Here is a 17,409-nt window from a genome sequence, read left to right as displayed (position 1 = left end):
TGATTATAAAAAATAAGCTGTAATAACCCCAACCAAGATAGCTAAAACCTTAGATAGGTTAAATTGATGATTTTTAGATGATTCAAATAGAATGGTAGTAGAAACGTGCAATAAAATACCAATAACAACTGCCTCAATATATATATTGAACTTTGCTAATCCCGTAAAATATTGTTGGGTTAAGCTTCCTAATGGTGTCATTAAAGCGAATATAATTAGGAACATAAAAACTTTTATGCGAGAAAGCGAAGAGTAAAGTAAAAAAGAGCTAATTATTATTGCAATCGGAACTTTGTGAATTGCCACACCCCAAAGCAAGTGATTATGTCCGTGTAGTGGATAGCCTTCCAAAAAAGAATGTAAACACAAGCTAATAAAAAGCAATACAGGAAAATTGGTTTCACTTTTATCAATATGTATATGTCCGTGTTCAGCGCCCTTAGACAAAAATTCTAAAAACAATTGTAGTAAAATACCTAACATTGTACATACACCTACTAATTTGTTGTAGTCCTTATAAACGTGTGGTATAAATTCAAATACGGTAATAGCCAATAAAAAAGCGCCACTAAACGATAAAAGCAATTTTATCGCATTCGCATTGTATTTTATTAGCCTAGCTATTATTACACCAATAAAAACAGCTAGAATGGGTAAAAAACTACTCATCTGCGCGATTTACGATTAGTATCATTCTTGGTGATTCGGTTAGGTCAAAATCAGCTAATTGATAATCGCCAAATACGTTCACTAGATTAAGCTCTAGCTGATTAAAAAACCTTTCAAAGTCAGCTAATTCAAACGCTCTTACCCTTTCAGTAAAATTGAAGCATTGCCCCTCGGCCTCAAAGCTAATGTCTTTATAAATATACCGGTTATCTATTCGGCGTTTGATATAAAAATTAATTCCATCAACCAGTTTATTTTCCTCCTTTACCAGATTTTTTTGAACATGATTTTTATTCACAAAATCGATAACAGAACAAGCCTTTGGCTTAAGTTGCTTTTTAAAGGCTTTTAAAACCATTAGATTATCTTCATCATCTTCAAAATAACCAAAGCTGGTAAACAGGTTAAAAATAGCATCAAACTTGGTAGGCAGTGCTTTGCGCATATCTTGTCTTTTAAAATGCAAAGATTCATTGGCATACTGCTCTGCAAATGCTATATTATTAGCAGAAAGGTCTATACCCGTTACTTCAAAGCCTATTTTGTTTAAGAAATTGGCGTGTCTTCCTCTACCACACGCCACATCTAAAATATGTTTTCCGCATTTTAAATCTAGTTTTTTAACTAGATTATTCATAAAAAAAGCAGCCTCTTCTTCATCTCTATGTTTATAGAGTTTATGGTAGTGAGGGGTATCAAACCAATGTGCGTACCATTTTTTATCGTCAATTCTCATAGCCCACAAAAATAATGTATTTTTGCCGTAAGAGAATTTATATATGCAAAATAATTTTGAAATGGTGGCCAAAACCCTTTTTGGATTGGAGGAGGTTTTGGAAACTGAGTTAAAGAACTTAGGCGCAATTAACGTTAAAAAGGGTGTTCGAAATGTTCGGTTCGAAGGAGATAAAGGCTTTATGTATAAGGCAAATTTAAGTCTGAGAACCGCAATTAAAATTTTAAAACCCATTAAGCAGTTTAAAATATTTAATGAAGACGATTTATATAAAAAAATATACGCTATAAAGTGGGAGAATTTTTTAGATAACAATGGAACATTAGCGGTTGACGCAACGGTGCACTCTAGCCGATTTACTCATAGTAAATTTATTGCCCTTAAAACCAAAGACGCCATTGTAGACCGGTTTAGAGATCAGACCTCAAAAAGACCCAATGTTGATTTAGATTATCCAGATTTAAGAATAAACATTCATATTGAAGAAAGTCTTTGTACAGTTTCACTAGATAGTTCTGGGCAATCGCTTCACAAACGTGGATACAAAACGGCAACTAATATTGCACCAATAAATGAAGTACTGGCTGCCGGTATGCTTTTACTGAGCGGGTGGGACGGTCAATCACATTTCTTAGACCCAATGTGTGGTAGCGGTACATTATTAATAGAAGCTGCAATGATTGCGTGTAATATACCACCCAACTTAAATAAAAAAGAATTTGGTTTTGAACGTTGGAAAGATTGGGATGTTGATTTATTTGAAAAGATAGAAGAGTCGGTTTTAAATAAAATACGTGGTTTTGAGTATGCTATTATTGGGTACGATAAAGCCCCTTCTGCGGTGCGAAAGGCACAAGATAACGTTAAAAATGCAAACTTAGAAGAGTTCATAAAAATTGAACAATTAGACTTTTTTAACAGCGAAAAACCAGTAGATGGCCATTTACATATGGTATTTAATCCCCCTTACGGGGAAAGGTTGTCGATTGATATACCTCGGTTTTACTCTAGCTTGGGAGATACTTTAAAACAAAATTATCAAGATACTCAAGCTTGGTTTATTGTATCTGATTTTGAAGCGATAAAAAATGTAGGCCTACGACCTTCTCGGAAAATAAAGCTTTACAATGCTAAGTTAGAAGCCAAGCTATTGAAATATGAGATTTATTCAGGCACAAAAAAAGTGCATAAAATCAAAAAATAAGAGCGATTTAGAAGTTTATAAAGCGTCTATTTCTGAACAGCCGCTTTATAAACTTTTAAACATCTCTCTCGAGCCTCTTTATGCTCTACTATAGGAGAAATATAGCTTTCTGTTTCCAGTTCAGGTATCCATTTCTTAATGTAATTTTTATCCTTATCAAATTTTTCTAATTGGCTATGCGGATTAAAAATTCTAAAATATGGCGCAGCATCAACACCACAGCCCGCAACCCATTGCCAATTACCTACGTTTGAAGCCATCTCGTAATCAAGTAGTTTTTCAGCAAAATAAGCTTCACCCCACCGCCAATCGATTAACAGGTGTTTACATAAAAAACTACCTACCACCATTCGTACTCTATTATGCATTAATCCTGTTTGATTCAATTGACGCATTCCTGCATCAACAATAGGGTATCCGGTTTTACCTTCTTTCCATTTTTTAAACTCTTCTTCATTATTTCGCCAAGCGATATTATCGTATTTTTTCTTAAACGCATTGGTTGCTGTCTCAGGAAAATGATACAAAATCTGCATAAAAAACTCTCTCCAAATCAATTCTTTTAGAAAGAAATCATCTTTAGCTTGCAGCGCCTTCTTTATTATTTTTCTTAACCCGACACTTCCAAAGCGTAAATGCGGACTTAGGTTTGAGGTAGCCCTCTTTGCCGGTAAATCTCTATTTTCTGAGTATTCATTTAGGGTAGTAGGGGTAACATCATATTCAGGAAAAGAAATTGAAGATTTTTCAAAACCAATATCCGAAAGACTTAAATTAGGTAGCCGAGAGTTCTTATAATAATTACTGGTGAATGAGCTGGTATAAAAAGGTTCTGCCATAGCTTCCTTAAAAGCAGAACGCCATTTTTTCATATAAGGGGTGTATACCAGATAGGGTTCGCCATTGTCTTTTACTATTTCTTCTTTTTCAAAAATTACTTGATCTTTATGTGTAATAAAATCTATTTTATGATCTTGGAGTAATTCTGCTATTTTTTTATCTCGCGAAATTGCATAAGGCTCATAATCCCGATTGGTAAATACTTGTTTTACATCATACTCTTTTACTATTTGCTTAAAAATGGTAACCGGTTCTCCATAAAATATTGCAATTGAACTTCCGTATTCATCCTGTAAAACAGACCGCATCGTTTGTAATCTTTCATAAATAAAAGTGACTCTGGGGTCTTGTTTAGGTAATTCACTTAAAATTTGCGAATCGAAAATAAAAATTGGCAAAACAGGGTAATCAGACTTTAATGCTTCTAACAAACCTTTGTTATCATCAAGTCTTAGATCCCGTCTAAACCAAAAAAGATTTAATTCTTTTGACATATTTAAAGTTTTACCGAAGACAGACCACCATCTACCTTCATAATTTGGCCAGTAATCCAACTGCTATCTTCACTTAGTAGAAATTTAACCATCGTCGCAATATCACTAGGCTTACCGATACGCTTCAGAGGATGTCGCTCGTTCATACTTTCTAACTTCTTTTCGTTGTTTAGCATTTTATCGGCTAGACCTGTATGGGTTAAAGATGGCGCAATAGCATTGACGCGAAGGGTAGGGGCATTTTCGGCTGCTAAAGCACGCGTAAAGCCTTCAATTGCTCCTTTTGATGCTGCTACGCTGGTATGAAATGGCATTCCCAATTGTACCGCTACTGTGCTAAAATATACAATACTAGGATGATCTCCTTTTTTTAGCTTAGGTAAAAGTGCTCTTGTTATGCGAACTAATGATAGAAAATTCTTTTGTAAATCTACCTCAAAATCATGGGTTTTAAGTCGGTTGAAAGGTTTTAGATTTATGGTTCCTGGGCAATACACCAATCCGTCAAGGTTATCTGGTAAATCAAGTGTGTTAATATCATCCTGAAAGGCATCAAAATTCAAATGTTTTGCTTTGGTTTCTGATAATTCACCTTGGCTACGTGAGGCGACAATGACGTTATGCGTATCGTGTAACAGTTTAACAGTTTCAAATCCTATGCCTTTGCTACCGCCAATAAATAAAATTGTTTTTTCCATAGTAATTAAAATTTACCAAATAGTTTCTCTAACTTTTGGGTTCTGTAATTAAAAATCTCCTCCAATTTTGGTTGAACCAATATCGGATGAGCCATTTGTCCAAAAATTCCTAAAGGTAATTTGTAATGCACAATATCTTCCATTTCTACACCTTCAGGAATTTCATTTATAAAATGCTTGTGGTGCCACAGGGAGTAGGGGCCAAACCTTTGTTCATCTACAAAATATCTACCTTTTTCAACATGAGTAATTTCTGTTACCCATTTGGTTTTAATGCCAGCAATAGGCGTTACGATATACTCAATAATTTGTCCGGCATACATGGGTCGATCTGCCCCTGATTGAATATGGAACCCCATATAGTCTGGAGTAATGATTTTTAGATTTTTAGGATCTGATAAAAAGTCCCAAGCTTGTTCTACCGAAATAGGAAAACGCTGTTTACTTTGTAAAGTATAAATTTTCATATTTCAAAAGTACAATTTTCGGTGTTTAATAAAATAATATAAAAGTTAAACAAAAGTTATTTTCTTATACAGTTGTTTTTCTTAAATATTGTCTATTTTTGATAAAAAAACATGCGTTTACTTTTCCTATTTTTATCTATTAACTTAATCATCGGCTGTAAAACCTCACAAATAGTACCAGAAAATTATAGTGCAATTAAGTCTATTAATTGGCAATCTGGTTGTATACCAGAAAGCGCTTGTGCAGCTGAAATAATGGGTAATAAAAAAATGATTCTTATAAAAGATGAGGTAAGTAACCAAATTTATCCTCAATTTGTAGCCGATAGTAGTAAGCAAATCATAAAACTTACTAGCCGAATTAATGCCGATAAGATGCATCTTGACCAACATTATTTTGAGGATATATATATCGAGCTTCCTAATAAGTATTATCCCATTAAGGCCACCAATATTGAACTACTTCAGTACAAGGTTTTGTTACACAAATCCTGTTACTGTAGAGGTGAAGCTGGTTATTATGCTATACAAAACGGGGAGCTAAATATCTCTGATAAAAGTTTAAGTCTTTCATTTATTGTTCCTGAGGCCAATATCCGTTTAAACAAAATTCAAGTCAAGCTTAATACTAATCGTTAAATTGTGTGTTTAATTTAGGTCTATTTTCACCGTTGACTAAAGACCAAGCCGTATGAAATATCAATTTTGTGCGTAATGCAAGAAGGTCATAGTTTATTTTGTCTGGCGTATCGCTAATGCGATGGTAATCTTCGTGCGTTCCATTAAAATAGAAAATTACAGGAATATTATTTTTAGCAAAATTGTAGTGGTCACTCCTATAATAAAACCGATTGGGATCATTGTCATCATTAAAGGTATAATCTAGGGCTATTTGTGTAAATTTTTCATTGGCTTCTTCAGAAATATCATGCAAGTCTTGACTTAATTTATCGCTACCAATTAAATAAAGGTAATTAGGATTATCTTTGTGTGTTTCATCAATTCTTCCTATCATATCAATATTTAAATTAGCAATGGTATTACTTAATGGAAAAACAGGATTTTCAACATAATAGCGAGAACCTAATAATCCTTTTTCTTCTCCTGTAACGTGTAAAAATAAAATAGAACGTTTGGGACCGTGTCCTTGCTCTTGAGCTAATTTAAATGCTTTGGCGATCTCTAATATGGCAACCGTACCAGAACCGTCATCATCTGCACCGTTAAAAACATTGCCATTTTCGTCTATGCCTTCGTGATCTAAATGTGCCGAAATAACTAATACTTCTTCTGGTTTTTCGCTTCCGCGGATAAATGCCAATACATTTTCAGAATCTTTAAATTTATAGTCGAAAAATGAAGTAAGGATAAATTGAAAATATTCTTCATTTCCCCAAGCAGATGGAATATTTAATTCTTGATATACCTTTTTTAAATACTGAACCGCCTTTTTTTGACCTGGTTCTCCGGTTTCTCTACCTTCAAATTCATCTGAAGCATATATATATAAATGCTTTTTTAGGTTTTCTTTATCTATAGTATTTGCGTATTTTTCTTCTGTAGATATTTCTAATTCTGTGTTATGGTCTTTTATTTTACAAGATTGTAAACAAAAAACAAAAAAAATAAAAAGTAAGAGTGGTTGCTTAAGGAGTTGAGCCATATTGATTTATTGTTTAAAAGCAACGAATTTACAATTAAAGGAGCTAAAAAAAAATTCTTTTTTCTTGAATATATTTTTGAGAAACCAAAAAAGCGTTTATATTTGCAACCGCAATCGGGTGTTAAGCTCGGTAGACGCTTAGGAGAAATGGCAGAGTGGTCGAATGCACCGGTCTTGAAAACCGGCGAGGGTCACACCTCCGGGGGTTCGAATCCCTCTTTCTCCGCAAAATAAAACCCACAGTCAAGACTGTGGGTTTTTTGTTGGTTTCTTCACAATATTTTAATTTAATATCATCTTTTGAGATTGATCTACTTTACAGAAGAAAAATATTTTGAGCCTTCAGTTCTGTTCTTACTTTTGGAGACCAGATACTGCTTTGAACTTCACCAATATGCATTTTGTTGAGTAAAAACATTGCTACACGAGACTGGCCGATGCCGCCACCTATGCTAGGTTCCAACAGATCATTGAGTAAGAGTTGATGAAAATAATAATCTTTCTTATATAATTGATCTCGTTTTTCCAATTGCTGCAACAGGGTTGTTGAATCAACACGAATTCCCATTGAAGATAATTCAAAAGCTTGCTTCAATACGGGATTCCATACCAAAATATCACCGTTTAACCCGTTATATTTAGCGCAAGTTGGGGTAGTCCAATCATCATAATCTGCCGCCCTGCCATCATGCGCCTCTCCATTGCTTAAAGTCCCTCCAATACCTATTAAAAAAACAGCACCGTTCTCTTTGGCAACTTTATCTTCTCTTTGTTTGGCTGGTAAGTCGGGGTAGCGTTGTAATAATTCTTCGGCATGTATAAAAGTTATTTCTTTAGGTAGTTTAGCTTTTATTTTAAAACGATCTTCAACCTTCTTTTCGGCTTTAAGCAGTGCCCTATAAATTTTTTTTACGGTTTTTTTTAGGGTTTTTAAGTTACGGTCTTCTTTGCTAATTACCTTTTCCCAGTCCCATTGGTCAACGTAAATAGAGTGAATCGGACTGTAGTCTTCATCAGGTCGAATAGCTCGCATGTCTGTAATAATACCAGTGTTAGGTTTAAAATCTAGCTCTTTTAAACGGTGTCTTTTCCATTTGGCAAGTGAATTAACTACGACTGCTTTCTCATCGTTTAAAGCTTTAATAGGAAATTGTACACACCTTTCAATACCATTAAGGTCATCGTTTATTCCAGTATTTTCGATTACAGCCAAAGGCGCCGATACGGGTGTTAGTTTCAATTTTTTTTCCAATTGCTTCTTGAAGGTTTTTTTTAAGAAATGCAATTGTGTTTCTGTTTTTAAAATGTCCGTTTTCATAATTTAAAAGATTTAGATTAGTTTATAAACAAAAAAAGCCTGCTAAAAGTAGCAGGCTAGATGATTAAATAATAATACACAATACCGCTACCTCAGGGCAGTTAAATTAGCATTGTTATTATTATTTAAAAAGTACATCTTTAGGTAGTATTTTAGTTATAGTTGGTTGTAATAATAATCAAATATAGAAATTATTTTTAAAAAGTTATAAGATTTGATATTTTTTTTCCATTAAATTATACAAAAACACACAAGTACCCCTAAATCAATGCTTTATTAAAATGCTCAATATTCTCAGGATTTCCATTTATGAAGACTAAATCGTGCTGTAAAATTTTCTCTTTTGGGCCAATATAGTCTATCATAATTTCTTTGCGTTTAATGGCCAAAATATTGACACCATAGTTTTCGCGTAAATTTAATTGAGATAAGGGTTTTTGAATTAATTTTCCGCTGTCTCGTGTGACGCGTACACAGGTTATATTAAATTCTGGATGGGCGGGTTTAGGTTTATAAGTGCGTGGCAATTCTTTTTTATTTTGTAATAGTTCGTAATTATCGGCACGAATGTATTCCACAAAATGATGGATATCTTCTTCAGGGATTAAAAAATTATGCATTACACGAGAGAAAATTTCAACTGAGGTTTCAAATTCTTCTGGGATCACTTCATCTGCCCCTAAGGTAATTAATTGGTTGGTTTGTTTTATGTATCGCGTTCTCACAATTAATTGTACAGATTTAGATAAACTGCGTATACCACCAATTACGGCCTTTGTCGCCTTATCATCAGAGATGGCAACTACGACGGTTCTTGCATGAACCACATTAACCTTTTCTAATATATGAGAATGACTTGCATCTCCATAAATAATAGGAATATTATTCTTTTTTTCTCGTTTTACCGTTTCGGCATTATACTCAATTACAACAAAAGGAATATTACTATGATAAGCCGCTTTTGCTAGATTAGAACCATTAATACCATAGCCAATAATGACCAAATGATTTTTTAATCCTTTATCATCAGTTTCTAATTCCTTTTCATGCTGTTGCGGATTTTTTTGTAGAGCACGAACAAGCTTATTGCCTAATACAGAATCCGTAAAACGGCTTGCATACAGAATCACAAAGGGTGAAATCATCATAGACACTATTGAAATAGCTAGGAAATACTGGTTTGTAGTGGTTGAGAGTAAATTATTTTCTATGCCCACCTTAGAAAGTATAAATGCAAATTCCCCAACTTGAAAAAGTGCAAATCCAGTTAAAATAGCAGTTCGCATTTGATACCCTAATAACCTAATACACAAGGCAATTAAAGAAGATTTTATAAGCAACAAGGCTAATACAACCAATATAATTATTAAGAAATTCTCAAGAAAAAAATTAATATCGAGCAGCATACCAATTGAGATAAAGAAAAAACTCGTAAACAGCTCTTTAAACGGTAATATAATATTGGTAGCTTGGTGACTAAATTCCGATTCAGATATAATAAGTCCGGCCAAAAAAGCACCTAGAGCCAGTGATAGACCGGTTTCTGAAGTAAGGAAAGCCACAGCAAAACAAATGGTTATAGTTGTAAGCAAGAATAGTTCTTTGCTTCTTGTTTTAGCCACGGCATATAATAGTTTAGGAACTACATATTTTGCACTAATTATGGTAATAATAATTACAACAGCCGTCTTAAGCAGTAATAGCAATATACTTTGGGTAATATTATCTGATTGACCGGCAATTATCGGGGTAAAAAGCATCATGGGTACCACAATAATATCCTGAAATATTAATATAGCCAAGGTGTTTTTACCGTAATTGGTATTTATTTCGTTTCGATCTTGCAGAACACTTAATACAATTGCTGTACTAGAAAGAGAGAATAAAAAACCTACAAATACGGCCTGTTCCCATGCGAAACCTAAAAGATAATAAAAACTTGCTGCAATTAAAATACTTAACAGCACTTGTAGACCTCCTCCAATAAATACCGTTTTTTTAATCGAAGCCAATTGCTTTATCGAGAGTTCCATACCTATCACAAAAAGAAGCATTATAATTCCGATCTCAGAAATTATTTCTATTTGTTCGTCGGCGGTAACCAAGCTCAGCACACTGGGTCCAATTATGATACCAGTAAATAAAAAACCGATAATCGAAGGGATTTTAAGGCGTTGTAGTAGAAAAACAATAATTACAGAAAACCCCAGTAATATCAATATGTCTTGCAAGATAGGAATGTGCATAGTAAGCGCTATTGTGGCTCTTAAAATTATTACTGCAAAAAACTATTTTTTATAGTAAAATAGCGTTAAAAATTACAGAATTTTTAAATAAAAAAGGGCTAATTATTCTTTTTAATGCGATAAAACAGTTTAACCATCTCATTGCCAAGCAATGGAATTAGGCCTAATGCTAAAACAATAAACCAATCGATAAGGCTTAAAGAGGTTAATTTAAATGCTTCGCGTAAGAATGAAATTTCGAATAAGAGTAATTGTAATACAATGCCCAAAACTACAGCGCCAGTAAGTAATTTATTTGAAAATAAGCCTAAGCTGAAAATTGATTTTTGATAATGTCTAAAAGCCAAAGCATAAATTAATTGTGCTGCTATAATACTCATAAATGCCATACTGCGGGCATAATCTATGACGGCTTGTGGAATAGCATCATCAAAAGCAGAATAGCCTTTTACAGTATAAGCATAACTGTAAGCGGTAAGTGTTACTAATGCGATTAAACAACCGCCCGCAAAAACTCTAATCCCTTGTTTATGCGCAAAAAAACTTTCTTTTGGTGGTCTGGGTTTATGTTGCATTACTGTGGGATCATCGTTATCCATCCCTAGAGCTATAGCAGGTAGTGAATCGGTTAATAAATTGATCCAAAGAATTTGAGTAGCGATTAAGGGAACAGGCATTCCCATTATTATACTAATCAACATAGCGATAACTTCTCCCAAATTGCTGGTGAGCAAAAATAAAACCGATTTTTTGATGTTGCTGTAAATGTTTCTTCCTTGTTCTACAGCGGTTACAATGGTAGCAAAATTATCATCGGTAAGTATAATGTCCGACGCGTTTTTGGCTACATCTGTTCCGGTTATACCCATAGCTACCCCAATATTGGCGTGGCTTAAAGAGGGGGCATCATTTACTCCGTCTCCAGTCATAGAAACTATATGTCCAGTTTCTTGAAGTCGCTTGACAATATTCACTTTATGTTGGGGAGAAACTCTTGCAAACACACGTAAAGAATTTATTTTATCTTGTTGTTCTTTTGAGCTTAAATGATCCCATTCTCGGCCCGTTATCGCTTGATCATCGGTTTGAAGAATACCTATGTCTTTTGCAATAGCAATAGCAGTTTGTTTGTGATCTCCAGTAATCATTAGGGTTTCTATACCTGCTTTATGGGCTTTTTCAATCGCTATTTTTGCTTCTTTTCGTGGCGGATCAATCATTCCTACAAAGCCAACAAAAATGAGCTCAGTTTCCCAATTTTCTTTATTAATTCCTTGGCTAGGATAGGGCTTATAGGCTGCTGCCAAAGTTCGCAAGGCACTTGCAGACATGTTTTCACTTGATTTTAAAATGCCTTCTTTTATACTTTCACTTAGCAGCTGCACCTCAGCACCAAATTGTACATGAGTGCAGCGAGGTAATATCTGATCAATAGCTCCTTTTACCAATAGTTCGGTTTTTGTTTGGTCGGTGACGATTACCGACATCATTTTACGATCGGAATCAAACGGTAATTCATCTAATCGTTGGTGGGTTGAATTAACTTGGCTACGCTTTATGTCTAATTGATCTGCAAAGTCGAGTAGGGCTATTTCGGTAGGATCACCAGTTTGCTGATTTTTTGTGAGGGTTGCGTCATTACACAGAAGCATTATTTTACTTAGCTGTTTAAAATCAGCTCTAGCTGAAGTATTTATAGAAGATTGGGTGCCCGTTTTATAGGTGTAGGCTTGTACTACCTGCATTTGATTCATAGTCAAAGTACCCGTTTTATCGCTACAAATAATATTAACAGACCCCAAAGTTTCAACAGCCGGCAACCGCTTTATAATTGCATTTTTTTTTGACATTTTGGTTACTCCAATCGATAGTACTACAGCAACAATCGCTGCCAAACCTTCAGGAATAGATGCAACCGCCAAAGACACTGCAGTTAAAAAAAGATCGGCTAAAGGTCTACCTTGAAGGTAACCAATAATAAAAAATAAAAAACAAACGCCTAAGGCTATTTTACCCAAGGTTTTCCCTAAATCTGATAAACGAATTTCTAGGGGTGTTTTTGTTTCTGTGGTATTAATATTCTCAGCAATTTTCCCGACTTCGGTTTTTTTTCCTGTAGCAACAACAACACCTAAAGCTCGACCATAAGTTACTAAGGTTGACATAAAAGCCATGTTCTTTTGTTCGCCTAAAACGACGTGATCATCAGAAGAAACAGTTTTAGCTTCTTTATAAACGGGAACAGATTCCCCCGTAAGGGCTGCCTCTTCAACCTGTAAATTTATGCTTGATATTAATCGTAGATCGGCAGGTACTATTTGTCCAGTTTCTAAAACAACAATATCTCCTGGTACTAAAGTGGCAGTATCTACAATTTGTCTTATCCCTTCCCGAATAACAGTAGCTTTTAATGCAGCCAATTTTTGTAAGGCTTGTATGGCTTTTCCTGCTTTTACTTCTTGATATACTCCTAAACTTGCATTGATTAAGATAACCCCAGAAATGATTATGGCGTCAATATATTCGCCCATATAAATGGTGATGGCAATAGCTGCCATTAATACATATATTAATGCATCTTTTAATTGCCCTATGAAAAGACTTAATAAACTTTTTGATTGATGGGTGCGCCATTTATTATACCCGTAAATTTGTAATCGCTCTTTAACCTCCTTTTCACTTAAGCCTCGGTTTTTATCTACTTTAAATTTTTTTAAAATTGCGCTTATTTCTTCTTGATAAAACAACATAAATTCTACTGAGATTTAATAGCAAATTTAATAGCTTAAGTTTACTATTTTACTGATATAAATCAATACTAGCCAAAATCATTTCTTTAGTATCTGGCTTCAATTGCAAGGAATCATTCTTAAATAAAACATCATCGTGGTACAAATTTACATTTGTTTGCATATTGCATTTAAGCGCTTTAAGGCTTTGTAATAAAGAGCACATCGCCATATTACCTCTGGGTTCTTTTGGTGTAAAGGTTATGGGCAGTACATTTTTTTGGTAAAACTCACCCGAAGCCGTACACCATTCTAATATATTTTTTAGTGCCGCAGGTATATTATGAAGATATTCAGGAGTGCATATGATAACCAATTGGGCTTGGTTAATATTTTCTTTGAGTTGTTGTATTGGCTTCTGCGGATTTTCTAAGCGTTTTAAACTAAATAAAGGAATTTGATTTAACTGTGCCTCAACACTGAAATTTGTTGGATCTTCAACTATAGTACCAAGGGCTTGCAAAAATTTATGGTTGGTTCCTTGCTCCTGAGTTGACCCGGATATTCCTAAAATACGCATGGATGAATCAATTTAATAATCAATTGTTTAAATTAGCAAAAAATAAATTTATGGAGGTACCTAAACAAATTAAATATCCTTTTTTATTGCTGGTTTTATTTTCAACATTAGGCTTACAAGGTCAAAAGCTAACTGCTTTTAAAATTTATAATGAAAATGGTAAAAAAGTCACTTTTAAAAAGATGGTAAAAGATCTGGCTAAACAAGAAATTGTTTTGTTTGGAGAACTGCACAATAACCCTATCGCTCATTGGATACAATTGGAGTTGATCAAAGAGCTTGATAAGAAAAGAGATTTAACCTTAGGTGCCGAAATGCTCGAAACCGATAATCAGTCCCAATTAAATCAATATTTAGCTCAAGAAATTGACCAAAGTGGTTTAGATAGCCTCGCCCGATTGTGGAATAATTATCATACCGATTATAAACCTCTAGTTGATTTTGCTAAAGAAAACAAAATAACATTTGTAGCCACAAATGTACCCAGGCGTTACGCCAGGATGGTATACCGCAAGGGTTTTGAAGTGTTAGACTCTTTGCCAAGTATAGAAAAACAATTTATAGCACCTTTACCCATTTCCTATGATCCCGACCTTCCTGGGTATAAGAAAATGATGAAAATGATGCGTGGTCATAGTAATCCTAACTTTCCAAAAGCTCAGGCGATTAAAGATGCAACTATGGCTCATTTTATTTTAAAAAATTATGAGCACCCTAATTTATTTATTCATTTCAATGGTGCTTATCATAGTGACTATTATGAAGGTATTTTTTGGTACTTAATCAAGCTAAATAAAGCCTTAAAGATTAAAACTATAAGCACTGTGATGCAAGAGGATGTAAATAAACTGGAGCAAGAATACAAAAAGAAAGCCTCTTATGTTTTGGTAGTGGATGAGGATATGACTACAACATATTAAGCTAAACTCTCTAGGTTTAAAAATAAACCTAGAGAGCAACACGATTTATTCGGATAAAAATTCACGAAGTACATATTGTAAAATTCCACCGTGTTTTAAGTATTCAATTTCTATTTTAGAGTCTAAGCGAAGTTCAACTTCAAATTGGGTGTGATTGTTTTTATCATCCGTGGCAGTTACAGACAAAATTTTACCAGGTGTTAATCCGTTTTCTATACCTGTTATGGTATATTTTTCTGTTCCAGTTAAACCCAAACTTTTCGCATTCTCGCCGCTTTTAAATTTTAAAGGCAATACACCCATACCAACTAGATTTGAACGATGTATTCTCTCAAAAGAACTAGCTATTACCGCCTTAACACCTAATAAGTTGGTGCCCTTTGCAGCCCAATCACGAGAAGAGCCAGAACCGTACTGTGTACCAGCTAACACAATTAATGGTGTTTTGTTGGCTTTGTATTTCATAGCCGCCTTATAAATACTCATTTCTTCGTTATCGGGAAAATAATTTGTGTATCCACCTTTACGTTGAGCAATCTCATTATTCATGCGAACATTTGCAAAAGTACCACGCATCATCACTTCATGATTACCTCTACGCGAACCGTATGAGTTAAACAATTTTCTTTCTATACCTTTTTTAAGTAAATATTCACCCGCTTCACTTCGTTCAGAAAAAAGCCCGGCAGGAGAAATATGATCGGTAGTAACTGAATCACCAACTTTAACTAGAACTTGGGCATTTTTTATATTAGACAAAGGTTTTGCTTTTTCACTTATATTTTTAAAGAAAGGAATTTCTTTGATATAAGTAGAATCTTCTCGCCATTCATAATCTAAACCTGAAGGCGCTTTAAGTTGTTTCCACTGCTCCTCACCGTCAAAAATAACTGCATACTCTTGCTTATAGTCTTCTCGGGTAGTAGCCGATTTAATCGCATCTTGAATTTCTTCCTCATCTGGCCAAATATCTTTTAAATATACCGGATTTCCATTAGCATCTCGGGTTAATTCATCCTCTAATAAGTTGATATCAACGCGCCCAGCAATTGCATAAGCCACAACAAGCATAGGTGAGGCTAAAAAATTCATTTCTACCTTGTTGTGTATTCTAGCTTCAAAATTCCTATTTCCACTTAAGACAGAGGCTACTAATAAATCGTTTTCGTCAATAGCTTTTTCAATATGAGGGGGTAGGGGCCCTGAGTTTCCTATACAAGTGGTACAGCCGTATCCCACCACATGAAAACGCAATGCTTCCAAGTCTTCCAATAACCCCGCTCGTTTCAAATAATTAGTAACAACTTTTGAACCTGGAGCCAAAGAGGTTTTTACCCAAGGTTTCACATCGATACCTTTTTCAATAGCTTTTCTAGCCATCAAACCTGCACCTAGCATAACCGAAGGGTTAGAAGTATTGGTACAAGAAGTAATCGCAGCAATTACAATAGATCCGTCACTTAAAGTATATTGTTCATAATCTTGTTTGATTTTTACCGCATGTAATTTTTCATCTTTCTTAATTTTTATGTTAGGGTCTGCAGCATCTTTTTTTATCTTTTTACTGAATTGGGTGCCAGATCCACCTTCTGCATACCAAGTTTCTCTTTTTTCTAAATCTAGATAGTCTCGCCCATGAGCGGCTGATAGAATTTCACTAAATTTATTTTTTAATTTACTAACAGGTATTTTTTGTTGAGGTAATTTTGGCCCGGCAACACTAGGCTCTAATTGAGAGAGGTCAACTTCAATAACATCGCTATAAGAGATTTGTTCTTTACCCTCTCTCCAAAATCCATTTTCTTTACAGTAGGTTTTTACCAACTCCATCTGTTCTTTACTTCTATTGGTATCATTCATGTATTCCAGTGTACGTTGATCAATAGGGAAGTAGGTTACTGTACATCCAAATTCTGGTGACATGTTGGCTATAGTTGCTCGGTCTGGAACGGTAAGATGATCGAGGCCCGAACCAAATACTTCAACAAAATCGCCTACAACACCGTAATTCCGTAAAGTTTCAGTTATTTTTAAAACCATATCGGTAGAAGTTACTCCTTTTGGTTTTTGCCCTATAAGTTTTAAACCAATGACCTTCGGACTCGAAAAATAAATGGGTTGTCCTAGTAATGCTGCTTCGGCATCAATGCCGCCAACACCCCAGCCCAAAACGCCTATTCCATTAACCATTGGCGTATGTGAATCTGTACCTACTAACGTATCGGGAAATGCCCACCCATCACGTTCAACAATTCCTTTGGCCAAATATTCTAAATTCACTTGATGACAAATACCCATACCTGGAGGTACGACGGTAAAATTATCAAACGCATTTTGCGCCCATTTTAATAACTCATAACGTTCTTTGTTTCGTTTATACTCGTAGGCAACATTCTTTTTATAAGCATAGTCGGTTCCAAAAAAATCAACTTGAACAGAATGATCGATAACTAAATCTACAGGGACTTTAGGGTTTATTTTTGAGCCATCTTTTCCTTTACGGATTGCCTCAGAACGTATAGCGGCAATGTCAACAACGGCAGGTACTCCAGTAAAGTCCTGCATGAGGACTCGAGCAGGCTTAAAGGGAATAGGGTTTTTACTCCCCGAAGGATTCCAATTGATTAAATCAAGTATGTGCTTTTCATCCACCAGAAAATCATCGTAATTACGCAATGCATTTTCCAATAAAATCCTAATTGAAAAGGGTAGCTTTTTAATTTGCTCGTATTCTTTTTCAAGTTCTTTTAAGCTGATGTAATTAAGCTCTTTACTGTTGATTTTCAACTTGTTTGTTATAGATCTAATTTTCTCTTTCATGGTTCTGGTTTTAACGGTTAATATG

The 17,409-nt window shown here is 34.6% G+C and carries 14 protein-coding genes and 1 tRNA gene; 4 read left to right on the top strand and 11 right to left on the bottom strand.

The genetic code is table 11. The annotated features are described in order from the left end of the window. Positions 1-3 precede the first annotated feature (3 nt). Entirely contained in the window at positions 4-669 is a 666-nt protein-coding gene (locus tag ACFSQ0_RS04265; RefSeq protein ID WP_379044610.1) for a ZIP family metal transporter, read from the bottom strand. Continuing rightward, positions 662-1,405 carry an SAM-dependent methyltransferase gene (locus ACFSQ0_RS04260; protein WP_379044607.1) on the bottom strand — a complete coding sequence of 248 codons (744 nt, stop codon included), beginning with the start codon at positions 1,403-1,405 and terminating at the stop codon, positions 662-664. The genes ACFSQ0_RS04265 and ACFSQ0_RS04260 overlap by 8 nt, the downstream gene beginning before the upstream one ends. A gap of 43 nt (positions 1,406-1,448) precedes the next feature. On the opposite strand from ACFSQ0_RS04260, the gene ACFSQ0_RS04255 reads away from it, so the two are divergent. Then, the gene (locus ACFSQ0_RS04255; RefSeq protein WP_379044604.1) at positions 1,449-2,609 is read left to right on the top strand and encodes a THUMP domain-containing class I SAM-dependent RNA methyltransferase; all 1,161 of its coding nucleotides are present in this window, start codon (positions 1,449-1,451) and stop codon (positions 2,607-2,609) included. A 26-nt stretch (positions 2,610-2,635) separates the two neighbouring features. Here ACFSQ0_RS04255 and ACFSQ0_RS04250 read toward each other — a convergent pair whose 3' ends face one another. The 3 genes from ACFSQ0_RS04250 to ACFSQ0_RS04240 are packed head-to-tail and all read right to left on the bottom strand — an operon-like array spanning position 2,636 to position 5,108. Further along, entirely contained in the window at positions 2,636-3,943 is a 1,308-nt protein-coding gene (locus ACFSQ0_RS04250; protein ID WP_379044601.1) for a cryptochrome/photolyase family protein, read from the bottom strand. Positions 3,944-3,945: 2 nt separating this feature from the next. Then, positions 3,946-4,641, bottom strand: a complete 696-nt coding sequence (locus ACFSQ0_RS04245; RefSeq protein ID WP_379044598.1) for an SDR family NAD(P)-dependent oxidoreductase — start codon at positions 4,639-4,641, stop codon at positions 3,946-3,948. Positions 4,642-4,646: 5 nt separating this feature from the next. Next, the gene (locus tag ACFSQ0_RS04240) at positions 4,647-5,108 is read right to left on the bottom strand and encodes an SRPBCC family protein (RefSeq protein ID WP_379044595.1); all 462 of its coding nucleotides are present in this window, start codon (positions 5,106-5,108) and stop codon (positions 4,647-4,649) included. A 111-nt stretch (positions 5,109-5,219) separates the two neighbouring features. Here ACFSQ0_RS04240 and ACFSQ0_RS04235 point away from each other — a divergent pair, with 111 nt between their 5' ends. Beyond that, positions 5,220-5,747 (top strand): hypothetical protein, encoded by a 528-nt coding sequence (locus ACFSQ0_RS04235; protein WP_379044592.1) that lies wholly within the window; start codon positions 5,220-5,222, stop codon positions 5,745-5,747. Here the strand turns inward: ACFSQ0_RS04235 and ACFSQ0_RS04230 are convergent. Continuing rightward, the gene (locus ACFSQ0_RS04230) at positions 5,737-6,771 is read right to left on the bottom strand and encodes a M28 family metallopeptidase (RefSeq protein ID WP_379044589.1); all 1,035 of its coding nucleotides are present in this window, start codon (positions 6,769-6,771) and stop codon (positions 5,737-5,739) included. The genes ACFSQ0_RS04235 and ACFSQ0_RS04230 overlap by 11 nt on opposite strands. 141 nt (positions 6,772-6,912) lie before the next feature. Here ACFSQ0_RS04230 and ACFSQ0_RS04225 point away from each other — a divergent pair. Beyond that, positions 6,913-6,997, top strand: a tRNA-Ser gene (locus ACFSQ0_RS04225). A gap of 90 nt (positions 6,998-7,087) precedes the next feature. Here ACFSQ0_RS04225 and asnA read toward each other — a convergent pair. The 4 genes from asnA to ACFSQ0_RS04205 all read right to left on the bottom strand — a co-directional run bounded on the left by asnA (position 7,088) and on the right by ACFSQ0_RS04205 (position 13,644). Continuing rightward, complete coding sequence (gene asnA, locus ACFSQ0_RS04220; protein ID WP_379045373.1) at positions 7,088-8,092, bottom strand: aspartate--ammonia ligase; 1,005 nt, start codon at positions 8,090-8,092, stop codon at positions 7,088-7,090. Positions 8,093-8,349: 257 nt separating this feature from the next. Further along, complete coding sequence (locus tag ACFSQ0_RS04215) at positions 8,350-10,335, bottom strand: monovalent cation:proton antiporter-2 (CPA2) family protein (RefSeq protein WP_379044586.1); 1,986 nt, start codon at positions 10,333-10,335, stop codon at positions 8,350-8,352. A 98-nt stretch (positions 10,336-10,433) separates the two neighbouring features. Beyond that, on the bottom strand, positions 10,434-13,085 hold the full coding sequence (locus tag ACFSQ0_RS04210; protein WP_379044583.1) for a cation-translocating P-type ATPase: 2,652 nt from the start codon (positions 13,083-13,085) through the stop codon (positions 10,434-10,436). A 49-nt stretch (positions 13,086-13,134) separates the two neighbouring features. Next, positions 13,135-13,644: an NAD(P)H-dependent oxidoreductase gene (locus ACFSQ0_RS04205; RefSeq protein WP_379044580.1), complete on the bottom strand. Its 510-nt coding sequence runs from the start codon at positions 13,642-13,644 to the stop codon at positions 13,135-13,137. A 68-nt stretch (positions 13,645-13,712) separates the two neighbouring features. Here ACFSQ0_RS04205 and ACFSQ0_RS04200 point away from each other — a divergent pair, with 68 nt between their 5' ends. Beyond that, on the top strand, positions 13,713-14,564 hold the full coding sequence (locus tag ACFSQ0_RS04200; RefSeq protein ID WP_379045370.1) for a ChaN family lipoprotein: 852 nt from the start codon (positions 13,713-13,715) through the stop codon (positions 14,562-14,564). Positions 14,565-14,609: 45 nt separating this feature from the next. Here ACFSQ0_RS04200 and acnA read toward each other — a convergent pair whose 3' ends face one another. Then, a complete protein-coding gene (acnA, locus tag ACFSQ0_RS04195) occupies positions 14,610-17,384 on the bottom strand; it encodes an aconitate hydratase AcnA (RefSeq protein ID WP_379044577.1) in 2,775 nt (924 codons plus the stop codon). Between the last annotated feature and the right edge of the window lie 25 nt (positions 17,385-17,409).

It is taken from the genome of Mesonia sediminis (assembly GCF_042684705.1).
In the GTDB taxonomy this organism is placed as follows: Bacteria; Bacteroidota; Bacteroidia; order Flavobacteriales; family Flavobacteriaceae; genus Mesonia; species Mesonia sediminis.
This window is presented reverse-complemented; position numbering and strand designations above follow the sequence as displayed.

Bases quoted from the DNA above. Each gene is read 5' to 3' on its own strand.
- ACFSQ0_RS04245 (WP_379044598.1), bottom strand. From the start codon at position 4,641: ATGGAAAAAACAATTTTATTTATTGGCGGTAGCAAAGGCATAGGATTT.
- ACFSQ0_RS04215 (WP_379044586.1), bottom strand. From the start codon at position 10,335: ATGCACATTCCTATCTTGCAAGACATATTGATATTACTGGGGTTTTCT.
- ACFSQ0_RS04265 (WP_379044610.1), bottom strand. From the start codon at position 669: ATGAGTAGTTTTTTACCCATTCTAGCTGTTTTTATTGGTGTAATAATA.
- ACFSQ0_RS04255 (WP_379044604.1), top strand. From the start codon at position 1,449: ATGCAAAATAATTTTGAAATGGTGGCCAAAACCCTTTTTGGATTGGAG.
- ACFSQ0_RS04260 (WP_379044607.1), bottom strand. From the start codon at position 1,405: ATGAGAATTGACGATAAAAAATGGTACGCACATTGGTTTGATACCCCT.
- acnA (WP_379044577.1), bottom strand. From the start codon at position 17,384: ATGAAAGAGAAAATTAGATCTATAACAAACAAGTTGAAAATCAACAGT.
- ACFSQ0_RS04235 (WP_379044592.1), top strand. From the start codon at position 5,220: ATGCGTTTACTTTTCCTATTTTTATCTATTAACTTAATCATCGGCTGT.
- ACFSQ0_RS04240 (WP_379044595.1), bottom strand. From the start codon at position 5,108: ATGAAAATTTATACTTTACAAAGTAAACAGCGTTTTCCTATTTCGGTA.
- ACFSQ0_RS04230 (WP_379044589.1), bottom strand. From the start codon at position 6,771: ATGGCTCAACTCCTTAAGCAACCACTCTTACTTTTTATTTTTTTTGTT.
- ACFSQ0_RS04205 (WP_379044580.1), bottom strand. From the start codon at position 13,644: ATGCGTATTTTAGGAATATCCGGGTCAACTCAGGAGCAAGGAACCAAC.
- ACFSQ0_RS04210 (WP_379044583.1), bottom strand. From the start codon at position 13,085: ATGTTGTTTTATCAAGAAGAAATAAGCGCAATTTTAAAAAAATTTAAA.
- ACFSQ0_RS04250 (WP_379044601.1), bottom strand. From the start codon at position 3,943: ATGTCAAAAGAATTAAATCTTTTTTGGTTTAGACGGGATCTAAGACTT.